The sequence below is a fragment of the Marisediminitalea sp. genome, from assembly GCF_984433645.1.
The window spans coordinates 1-10,749 of sequence record NZ_CFIDRX010000146.1 but is presented as its reverse complement, the minus strand read 5'-3'; the positions used below and the strand labels follow the sequence as shown (position 1 = coordinate 10,749).

Genomic DNA, 10,749 nt, shown 5'->3' with positions numbered 1-10,749 from the left:
ACGCAGTAAGTAAAGTGCTGGATGGTGAGCAGTGGTTACCCGGCAATATCAACGATGCAATCTCTCAACTGGAAAATCAGCAGGACAAAGCCTTTGCCGACAAGCTAGCGCAACTTACTCCGCACCAGTTCAAAGTACTCAAAATGATGGCGGATGGTCTGTTGAACAAACAGATTGCTTACGAGCTCGATATTTCTGAGTCTACCGTTAAACAGCACGTGTCTGCTGTGTTACGAAAGCTGGAAGTGATCAACCGCACTAAAGCGGGCGTGCTGTTCAAACAAATGATGAACAACGAAGAAAGTCACTGACCGGGGCACCGGCCAGTGAGTCCGGTTTACTGGTTATCAAGCACCAGTACACCCGCACCTGTGTTTGAAATGGGGGCGTGGTAGTGTTTGTGAATGACCTTGGCGTCATCTTTTAAGGCGCCTCGCATCACCAGCCACATAATGGTTTCAATACCCTCGCTCCCGGCACGACGAATGATGTCGGCATTACTGAATTGGGTCATCCATTCAGGATCGGTGGCAATCTTGTCCATGCATTCCAAATCAAATTCAACATCGATAATGCCGGCCCGTTCACCTTGTAGCTGGTGAGACATGCCGCCGGTACCTAAAATCACGACGCGTGTATCTTCCGGATAAGATTCCAGCGCTTTACCCAGGGCTTTGCCCAATTTTAAGCAGCGTGCAGCACTGGGAACCGGATGCTGAACAGTATTTACTGCCAATGGAATGGCTTTTACCGGCCAGGGTTCCTGATCACCAAACAGGGCGCGAATCGGGTTCACAAAGCCGTGATCGACTTTCATTTCCTGGCACATACAAATGTCGAATTCCTGTTCAATCAGGGACTCTGCCAAATGCCACGACAGTTTCACATCACCAGTAAAGGACGGTACTGGTTTTAAGCCCCAGCCCTCATCGGCGTTTTCATAGATGTCGGCGCAACCAAGTGCGAAGGTAGGCACCTTGTCTAAAAAGAAATTCAGACCGTGGTCGTTATACACCACAATCACCAGATCGGGTTTGGCTTCTGCCAGCCATTCCTTTGCCGGCCCATAGCCGTCGAAAAAGCGTTTCCAATAAGGCTCCTGCGTGATCCCCTGAGATATTGCATTGCCTACAGCCGGGATGTGCGAACTGGTAATTCCACCAATAATTTTAGCCATTCCAGTAGTCTCCTCTCTTTGCCAGGATTGCTTCCAGGCCGTTGCCCTTGTCTAATAAATTCTGTTGAAACTCTTCAGTGGTAATGCCCTGAAAAGCGGCACCTGCGTCCTGGACAGACACACCGCGAGGCACACACATTTTGGCCAGGAAGTAGATATTGGCGCCCATGCGAAGCAGGCCAAGAAAGTCCTGTTCCAACACGGCTTTTTTGTAATCGCCGGTTACGCCCAGCTTGTCACAATAAGCCGCCGGATCCGCATCAAATTCATCACGACAGGCCTGATCGTTAAATGTGTACAACAATTTATTGATGGCATAGGCCGGGTGAGCGCGCTGACCGTCGAACACATAGGTGCCGGGGATATCGTCATAGTCTTGCTTTTTCCAGTTCATGGGAAACCCTTTGTTTGTTTCTTGAATTGTATTTTATGTGGATTTTTTGTGTTTATAAGGGTTAAATTAGTTATTTGATGGCTAATTTTATAGATTGTGATAAAAATGTTGGGAAATGTGGAGTTTGTCGACTTTTACGGTGAGGATGGCACGTTTGCACCGCAAACTTTGTTGTATTGTGAGGCGTTGGTACAGCGCAGTGAACAGCATAACTGGACCATACAGCCTCACCGACATCGTCAGATCACGCAGGTGTTTGTTGTCTTGGAAGGGGGCGTCGACGTCAGGCTTGATACCCAGCAGCAAACCATATCGGCCCCGGTTGCTATTGTTATTCCCGAAGGCGTGATGCACGGATTTGACTGGCAGGCCGATTCTCAGGGCGTAGTGCTGTCCGTGGCGAGCCCATTGTTAAAAGAGGTAACCAGCAACCTTGGTGTGACGTCCAGATTGGACAACGCATTTGTAACCCCCATCCCGAATACAGACCGGGATTACGTGGCGCAACTTTGCCAGCAGCTTCAGCATGAGGCTAATCAGCCTAACGCTTTTCAGGAAGCCATGTTACAGGCTTTGTTGCAACAGCTCATGATTTGGTTGTTGCGTGCCGGGTCCGACAATACCGATGACGCAAATCTGACCAAGTCGGAACGCAAAGTCAGGCAGTTCCGGGCGCTAATCTCACGTCATTTTATGCAGCAGCATCAGGTTGGCTGGTATGCGAAGGAGATTCGGGTAAGTCAGGCGCATCTCAATCAGATTTGTCGGGAACACACCGGTGAAAATGCTTTGGCTTTAATCCACAACGTACTGATCAATGAAGCGAAACGCTTCCTGGTCTTTGCCGATATGCCCGTCGCGGAAATCGCCGAGCGCCTCGGGTTTTCCGATCCGGGTTACTTCAATAAATTCTTTAAACGCTACACCCAAACGAGCCCGGCAAAATACCGCAAGCAAACGCAATAGTTAACAGATATGCTGTTTTAACAGGCGTTTTAGTGCAGCGGGCTTTAACGGTTTTGGCAAGTAGTGCAGCCCAGCCTCGCGTGCTTCATCCCTGACGCCGTCGTGACGGTTTGCAGTATTCAAGATACCTGGCACGTCATATTGCCACAACTCGCGCAGGCGACTCGCTGCCTGAATACCGGTTTCACCATGGTCCAGATGATAATCAACTAGCATCAAATCGGGCACGGGTGTTATGTCTTTTGCTTCTTCAAAACATCGGCTTACGCTAACCGTGGCGCCCCAATCTTCCAATAATTGCGTCATGGCAGCGCTGATTTGTTCATCGTTTTCAATGACCAGTACAAATCGGTTTGCCAACAGGGGGGCGCTGTCTGAGGTTATAGGCTGGCGCGTCTTCAGCGCTGGTGCCGCATGTTGCTCAGAGCGGGGAACACTAACGCGGAACTGGGTGCCTTTGCCAGGCTCCGACTGCAGTGACACCTCGTGATCCAGCAAGTGACTAATCCTTTCAACAATCGTCAGGCCCAATCCCAGTCCTTGATTCTGGTGGTTATCCAACTGGTGAAATTCATTAAAAATCTCTGCCTGCTGGTGTTCAGGTATACCTGGGCCGGTATCTATCACGCAAATCGAGACGGCTTTGTTGTTGTGGCGTCTTGCGCCAATAAGCACGGTGCCTTGCTGGGTATATCGCACGGCGTTGGACAGCAAATTTTGTATAACACGGCGTAGTAATTTCGGGTCAGAATGAATGACCAGTTGCGAGGGAACGTAGCGTAACCGAAGCGATTTTTGCTCGCAGATCAACGCAAACTCCTGACACAAACCCGCCAGCATGTCGTCCAGTTTAAAGTCAGTTTTTTGCGCGGTAAGACGACCTGTCTCAAGCTTCGTCATATCAAGCAGTGCGGAGAGTAGGGATTCTGCGCTGTTAAGCGAATTTACCAGTCCTTCGCTTAACGACTGTAATGCCGAGCCAGAGGTCTTTTGCGCCAGCATCGACGCAAACAAGGTAGCAGCGTTAAAGGGCTGCATTAGGTCATGACCGGCAGCTGCCAGAAATTTGGTTTTACTGTCATTGGCTTTGTCGGCTTCAAGTTTGGCTTGTTCCAACTGTTTTGTGCGCCTTATCACACGAGCTTCCAGTTCAGATTTCGCTGTTTCCAGTTCTTCCTGTATTCGCATGTATTCAGTGATATCACTGTAGGTAGTAACAAATCCACCGCCGGGCAGCGGGCTGCCGTTTAATTCAATCACGCGGCCGTCACTCTGTTTTCGCACATATTTATAGCGGCTTCCCTCGGCCATGTAGCGAATGCGTTTATTGATCTCTTCGGAGATGTTGTCGGAGTTGCCCAGCAAGCCCCGTTCCGCGTTGTACTCTAGTAAATCCTTTATGGGCATGCCAACCTGAATAAATCCCGGAGGATACTGGAATAATTCAAGGTAGCGCTCATTCCAGGCCAGCATGCTGAGGTTGCGATCCAGTACAGCAATACCTTGTTCTATGTGCTGAACCGATGACTGCAGGACTTCGTGATTAAACTGAAAACTCTGTGATGCTTCCTCTACCCAATGAACCAGATTCGACAAGCCTTGCGGCTGCGTTTCTGCCAGGGCAGTGAGCAATAACCTTGCGCTGGGGTTGCCAACCTGGCCGGCTAACAGCTTCTCAATCCGGCTCAATAACCCTTGACTGGCGTAGCCCTGAGGCTGTTGGCTGTCTACCGACAACTGATTTGCCAGCGCGCGGTACACAGGCGGGTCCAGCACCCGTTCTGTGAGAGTTAACAAATCACCGATCTTGATTGCCAGATCAGGCTCAGGCGGGGAGGTATTTTCGTCTTCACTTGTCCTGATGGCAAAGTGAGGGGTTAGCCAGGCGACAGTGACAAAAACAGCACAGTTGATAAGCAGACTGAATAAATAGCTTTGACCCAGTTGGGCGTCACTGGGAATAGGTTCGAAGTAATAGCTCGATAGCAGGCTGGGGTAGAGCATCCAGCTTACCCAGCAACAAAAGCCAGCTATAAGCCCACAAACCGCTGCGGGCTTGTTGGCGCGTTGCCAGTAGAGGCTGAATAGCATGATGGGAAAAATCTGCGATAGCAGCGCCATTGCAATAATGCCGCTTTTTACCAGGGGCGCAGATTGGCTGATGTTCACGTGATACCAGAAGGCGACTGACAATACGACCAATACGGTTAACCGTCGGATTGACAGCAGTTGCCCGGCTTGCAAAGAGTGCTGTGGCTGTCTTTTGAAGGCGAAGGTAAACCACAGTGGCGTAATGAGGTTATTGGCTATCATGATACCCAGTGCGAGCGTGGCAACAATGATCATGCTAGTGGTGGCCGACAAACCACCGATAAAGGCGATGACAGATACCACGGTATTGTTGTGATGTATTGGCAACGCTAATACCAGTGCGTCAGAAGCATTGGCGCCTTCCGGCATCAACAAACTGCCCGCCAGGCCGATGGGCAACACAAACACGGTCATGCCCAGTAAATACAAGGGGAATACCCAGCGCGCCGTGCGCAGTTCGCTTTCGCCGTTGTTTTCGACGAAGTTCATATGGAACTGGCGGGGCAGGATAAACATTGCGCAAATACCCAGTAACACATGGCTAAAAAAGACGCCCCAGCCTTTGTCGGCATACAGGATTTCACGGGTAGGTGCATGCAGGGCGGCCTGGGTGAATAAATCAAAAACGCCGTCAAACAAGACATAGCAGACATAAATACCGACAACGCACAGCCCAACTAACTTAACCACGGACTCAGCAGCAATACTCGCCAGCAGGCCCGGGTGTTTCTCGGTCAGATTCAAGGTTTGGGTGCCAAACAAAATGGCAAACAGAGCCATTAATGCTGCGACGTAGAAACCCACCGTGCCAGAGCCACTGCTATTGTCAGAGGTTATTAAGGCTATGCTGGCGGTAATGGCGTCGAGTTGCAACGCAATGTAGGGCACTACGCCGAAAAAGCACAGCAAGGTAATGATGGCGGCCAACGTGTGCGAACGGTCGTATCGCAAACTGATAAAGTCTGCCAGAGAGCTGACATTGTGTTGTTGGCAAATGCGGCTGATGCGCAAAATCACCGGAAAGGCAAAAATCATCACCAACACAATACCTACATAGGTTGGGAACACCGGCCAGCCATATTGTGTAGCTTGTGTGGTGGTGCCGAAGAAAGCCCATGACGTACAGTGGACACCTAGCCCCAGACTGTAAAGAAATGGATGCTGTTGATTTCTATCAATTTTTTTGTCGCCCCAAAACGCCAGAACAAATAATCCGATCAGATAAATCAGAACAATGGCCCCAACACTCCAAATACTCAGCATGGCGAATTTCTTTTCCTTATTTTGTACAGGCTTACGTTAGCACAATTCTCGATTCCATAAAAAAATTGTGGATACCCTTGAAGGTCCGCAAACCACCCCCATAACTAGGCACATTGTGAGTGACTACCCAAAAAACATTGTGGAGGAAAGCATGAGCGAGCCACGCGACGTGCAAACAGAAGAACAAGAGCAAACCGAAGCGCAACAAGCCGCTGCCGAAACGGTAGACGAGCAGGTTGAAGCGGCAGAATCTGCAGCGGTTGAAGGTGAGATTGTAGACGAGTCAGCAGCACGTATTGCTGAACTGGAAAAAGCCCTGGCCGCATCAGAAGCCAAATTTAATGAACAGCAGGACTCTGTGCTGCGTGCGCGAGCTGAAATGGAAAATGCCCGTCGCCGTGCTGAAGCGGAAGTCGACAAAGCCCGTAAGTTTGCTTTGGAGCGCTTTGCCGGTGAATTGCTGGATGTGATCGACAACCTGGAACGCGCTGTTATGGTAGCCGACACGGAAAACGAAGCGATCAAGCCCATGCTGGAAGGGGTGGAAATGACACTGAAATCTTTCGTTAGCACGATTGAGAAATTCGGTATGACCCCCATTGATCCGCAAGGCGAAGCATTCAACCCGGAACTGCATCAGGCCATGTCAATGCAAGAGAGCGCTGACTTTGCACCAAACACAGTAATGGCAGTCATGCAGAAGGGTTACGAACTGAACGGTCGCCTGTTGCGCCCGGCAATGGTCATGGTTTCACGCGCACCTGATGGTGGCGTAGATACCCAGGCCTAAAAATTTTTAAAACAACTATTGAAATCAGTGGGCAATAACCCCACTAATTACGCAAGATTACAGAATACTTTTGGAGACACGTAATGGGTAAAATCATTGGTATCGATTTAGGTACAACAAATTCATGTGTCGCAGTTCTAGACGGCGACAAACCGCGAGTAATTGAGAACGCGGAAGGTGACCGCACCACGCCCTCAATTATCGCTTACACCAACGACGGTGAAACACTGGTAGGTCAGTCTGCAAAGCGTCAGGCTGTAACTAACCCAACCAACACACTATTTGCAATTAAACGTCTGATTGGACGTCGTTGGGAAGATAAAGAAGTACAACGCGACATCGACATCATGCCTTATAAAATTGCTAAGGCGGACAATGGCGATGCATGGGTAGAAGTGAAAGGCGAAAAAATGGCGCCTCCTCAGATTTCTGCCGAAGTACTGAAAAAGATGAAAAAGACCGCTGAAGACTATTTGGGTGAACCGGTAACGGGTGCAGTAATCACTGTTCCTGCTTACTTTAACGACTCACAGCGTCAGGCAACGAAAGACGCGGGTCGTATTGCTGGTCTTGAAGTTAAGCGTATTATCAACGAGCCAACTGCAGCTGCCCTTGCTTACGGCATGGACAAGAAGCAAGGCGATAACGTTGTTGCAGTATATGACTTAGGTGGTGGTACCTTCGATATCTCTATCATCGAAATCGATGAAGTAGATGGCGAGCACACGTTTGAAGTACTGGCAACCAACGGTGACACTCACTTAGGTGGTGAAGACTTCGATAACCGTGTAATCAACTACCTGGTAGAAGAATTTAAGAAAGACCAAGGCATTGACCTGCGTAAAGATCCGCTGGCTATGCAACGTCTGAAAGAAGCCGGTGAGAAAGCGAAAATCGAACTGTCTTCTTCACAACAGACTGAAGTTAACCTGCCGTACATCACGGCGGATGCAACCGGTCCTAAGCACTTAGCCATTAAACTGACTCGTGCGAAATTGGAATCACTGGTTGAAGACATGGTGAAAGAGTCTCTGAACCCGGTTAAGCAAGCGCTGGCTGATGCTGACCTGTCAGTAAGTGACATCAATGACATCATTCTGGTAGGTGGTCAGACTCGTATGCCTCTGGTTCAGAAGTATGTAAGTGAATTCTTTGGCAAAGAGCCTCGTAAAGACGTGAACCCTGACGAAGCGGTAGCGGTTGGTGCTGCGATTCAAGGTGGTGTACTGTCTGGTGATGTTAAAGACGTACTGCTGCTGGACGTTACTCCGCTTTCTCTGGGTATCGAAACCATGGGCGGCGTAATGACTGCGCTGATTGAGAAGAACACGACTATCCCAACTAAGAAGTCGCAAACTTTCTCAACAGCAGAAGACAACCAGTCTGCGGTAACTGTACACGTACTGCAAGGTGAGCGTAAGCAAGCGTCTGGTAACAAGTCTCTGGGTCAGTTTAACTTAGAAGGTATTCGTCCGGCGGCACGCGGTGTACCGCAAATCGAAGTTACTTTCGATATCGATGCGGACGGTATCCTGCACGTGTCTGCGAAAGACAAAGACACGGGTAAAGAGCAGAAGATCACCATTCAGGCGTCTTCTGGTCTGAACGAAGATGAAATCGAAAAAATGGTTGCTGACGCGGAAGCGAACAAAGAAGCCGATAAGAAGTTCGAAGAACTGATTCAGGCTCGCAACCAGGCTGACGGTATGATTCACGCTACCCGTAAGCAGTTGGAAGAAGTGGGCGATGCACTGAGCAGCGATGACAAAGCGCCAATTGAAGCTGCAGTTTCTGCACTGGAAACCGCTGCGAAAGGCGAAGACAAAGCGGAAATCGAAGCGAAAACTCAGGAGCTGATCCAAGCGTCTTCTAAATTGATGGAAGCGGCGCAGGCGCAGCAAGCAGCAGCGGGTGCGGAAGCAACTGACGCTGGTGCAAGCCAGGGCAAGCCTGAAGATGACGTTGTTGACGCTGAATTTGAAGAAGTGAAAGACGACGACAAGAAGTAAGTAACGCTATGCCCGGTTAAGCACCGGGCCACGTTGCAGTCTCAGGCGCAGCAGGGCAAAGCTTGTTGCGCCTTTTTATGTAAATAAAGCAGAATTTTTGCAGCCCGTCAGGGTTGTTTCAAACGGGTAGGAATAGCGAGCGATATGTCGAAACGAGATTACTACGAAGTGCTTGGCGTGGACAAAGGAGCCGGCGAGCGCGAAATTAAAAAAGCGTACAAGAAACTGGCTATGAAGTACCACCCTGACCGCACTCAGGGCGACAAAGCACTGGAAGAAAAGTTTAAAGAAATCCAGGAAGCCTATGAAGTGCTGACGGATTCTCAGAAACGCGCTGCCTACGACCAGTATGGCCACGCAGGTGTTGATCCGAATCGCGGCGGTGCCGGCTTTGGTGGCGGTGCTGACTTCGGCGACATCTTTGGTGATGTGTTCGGTGATATCTTTGGAGGCGGCCGTGGCCGTCAGTCAAGAGCTCGCCAGGGCGCAGATTTGCGTTACAACCTGGAGATGACGCTGGAAGAAGCGGTGCGTGGTAAAGAAGTCGAAATTCGCGTACCGACACTGGTTGCCTGTGAGCCTTGTAACGGCTCTGGTGCCAAAAAAGGCAGCAGCCCCAAAACCTGTCCAACCTGTCATGGTAACGGCCAGGTGCAAATGCGTCAGGGCTTCTTTGCAGTTCAGCAAACCTGTCCAACCTGCTCTGGCCGCGGCAAGATCATCTCTGATCCCTGTAATGAATGTCATGGTCAGGGCCGTACCGAGAAAACCAAGACCTTGTCGGTTAAAATTCCGGCGGGCGTGGATACCGGCGACCGTATTCGCCTGAGTGGTGAAGGTGAAGCAGGTGAGAGCGGTGCGCCAGCAGGCGATTTATATGTCCAGGTGCATGTCCGTGATCACGATATCTTTACGCGAGATGGCAATAACCTGTACTGCGAAGTACCGTTAAGCTTCACTACTGCGGCATTGGGTGGTGAGTTACAAGTGCCTACGCTGGACGGTAAAGTGAAGCTGAAAATCAGTCCGGAAACGCAGACTGGTCGTATGTTCCGCCTGCGCGGTAAAGGCGTGAAGTCTGTTCGTAGCGGTGCCATTGGTGATTTACTGTGTAAAGTGGTTGTCGAAACCCCGGTAAACCTGTCTTCCAAGCAGAAAGATCTACTGCGTGAATTGGAAGAGTCCATGGGCAAAGGCTCAGATGCCGCAAAGCATCGTCCGAAGGAGCAAGGCTTCTTTGACGGCGTGAAAAAGTTCTTCGACGACCTGACAAACTAAGCTCACCGCGCTTTTTTGTTCGGTCAACCGAATAAAACTTGTTGAGAGACACGCAATTGTTCAATATAGCAATTGCGTGTTTTTTTATTTGTACACCAATCCCGACCGTCAAATCGCCTTGGTGTCTTATGTTTTTAAATTTTTATTATTCGTAATACGCAAAAATAACCACTTTCCATAAGAAAAGGGAGACAGGCAACATGAAAAAGGTTTTGGCCTCAGGTTTGTTGGCATTGTGCGCCGCGGGCACAGTGTTAAGCGGCAGTGCAATGGCCGCAAAGGCAGCGTCCGAAAAACATGCAGAAGCGGCAATCGAGTACCGTCAATCTCTGTATCAGTTAGTAAAAAGCAATGCTGCGCCTATGTTCGGCATGCTGAAAATGAAAAAATTTGATCCGGAAGTTATGAAAACCAACGGCATGCGTTTGGAGCAATTGGCCGATATGATGGCGGACTACCTGTTAGTCGACACAACTGATTTTGATGTACCGACCGACGCAAAGCCTGCATTATTTAGCAACGAAGCTGACGTTAACGACAAAATAGCGGCGTTGAAAAAAGTTGCGATGGATATTCAGGCGGCTTCTACCACAGGTGACGAAGGCGCTTATGCTAAAGCCATTGCTGGTTTGGGTGGCACCTGCAAGTCTTGTCACGACGACTACAAAGAGTAACGTGTTTATGCTCAGTTCGAACAGCGGTGACGGGCTGAGCGTTTACTTTCTTTCTAGGGGCTGTTGACCTTTGCTGTATCATTTTTGTTCTATATAGAAGCGTTTTA

General features: G+C 49.7%; 9 protein-coding genes. 6 read left to right on the top strand and 3 right to left on the bottom strand.

Translation table 11 applies throughout. The features are described 5' to 3' along the window. On the top strand, positions 1-311 hold a 311-nt coding region (locus AC4MRN_RS15900; protein ID WP_491203828.1), incomplete at its 5' end, for a response regulator transcription factor. A 26-nt stretch (positions 312-337) separates the two neighbouring features. Here AC4MRN_RS15900 and AC4MRN_RS15895 read toward each other — a convergent pair. Together AC4MRN_RS15895 and AC4MRN_RS15890 are read right to left on the bottom strand one after the other, a co-directional pair. Further along, complete coding sequence (locus AC4MRN_RS15895) at positions 338-1,177, bottom strand: class III extradiol dioxygenase family protein (RefSeq protein WP_073322437.1); 840 nt, start codon at positions 1,175-1,177, stop codon at positions 338-340. After that, positions 1,170-1,571, bottom strand: a complete 402-nt coding sequence (locus AC4MRN_RS15890) for a protocatechuate 3,4-dioxygenase (protein WP_155014331.1) — start codon at positions 1,569-1,571, stop codon at positions 1,170-1,172. Before AC4MRN_RS15890 ends, AC4MRN_RS15895 begins: the two co-directional genes overlap by 8 nt. A gap of 105 nt (positions 1,572-1,676) precedes the next feature. Between AC4MRN_RS15890 and AC4MRN_RS15885 the strand changes: the two genes are divergently transcribed. Next, on the top strand, positions 1,677-2,537 hold the full coding sequence (locus AC4MRN_RS15885; protein ID WP_139241554.1) for a helix-turn-helix domain-containing protein: 861 nt from the start codon (positions 1,677-1,679) through the stop codon (positions 2,535-2,537). Here the strand turns inward: AC4MRN_RS15885 and AC4MRN_RS15880 are convergent, their stop codons facing one another. Further along, positions 2,538-5,891 (bottom strand): PAS domain-containing hybrid sensor histidine kinase/response regulator, encoded by a 3,354-nt coding sequence (locus tag AC4MRN_RS15880; protein ID WP_491203827.1) that lies wholly within the window; start codon positions 5,889-5,891, stop codon positions 2,538-2,540. Between the two features lie 151 nt (positions 5,892-6,042). On the opposite strand from AC4MRN_RS15880, the gene grpE reads away from it, so the two are divergent. The 4 genes from grpE (at position 6,043) to AC4MRN_RS15860 (ending at position 10,642) form a co-directional block, all read left to right on the top strand. Then, complete coding sequence (gene grpE / locus AC4MRN_RS15875; protein ID WP_073322832.1) at positions 6,043-6,681, top strand: nucleotide exchange factor GrpE; 639 nt, start codon at positions 6,043-6,045, stop codon at positions 6,679-6,681. A gap of 83 nt (positions 6,682-6,764) precedes the next feature. Further along, the gene (dnaK, locus tag AC4MRN_RS15870) at positions 6,765-8,690 is read left to right on the top strand and encodes a molecular chaperone DnaK (RefSeq protein ID WP_370239818.1); all 1,926 of its coding nucleotides are present in this window, start codon (positions 6,765-6,767) and stop codon (positions 8,688-8,690) included. Positions 8,691-8,834: 144 nt separating this feature from the next. Then, positions 8,835-9,968, top strand: a complete 1,134-nt coding sequence (dnaJ, locus tag AC4MRN_RS15865) for a molecular chaperone DnaJ (protein WP_370167039.1) — start codon at positions 8,835-8,837, stop codon at positions 9,966-9,968. A 200-nt stretch (positions 9,969-10,168) separates the two neighbouring features. Beyond that, positions 10,169-10,642, top strand: coding sequence for a c-type cytochrome (locus tag AC4MRN_RS15860; RefSeq protein ID WP_491203826.1), 474 nt, complete (start codon positions 10,169-10,171; stop codon positions 10,640-10,642). Positions 10,643-10,749: the final 107 nt, after the last annotated feature.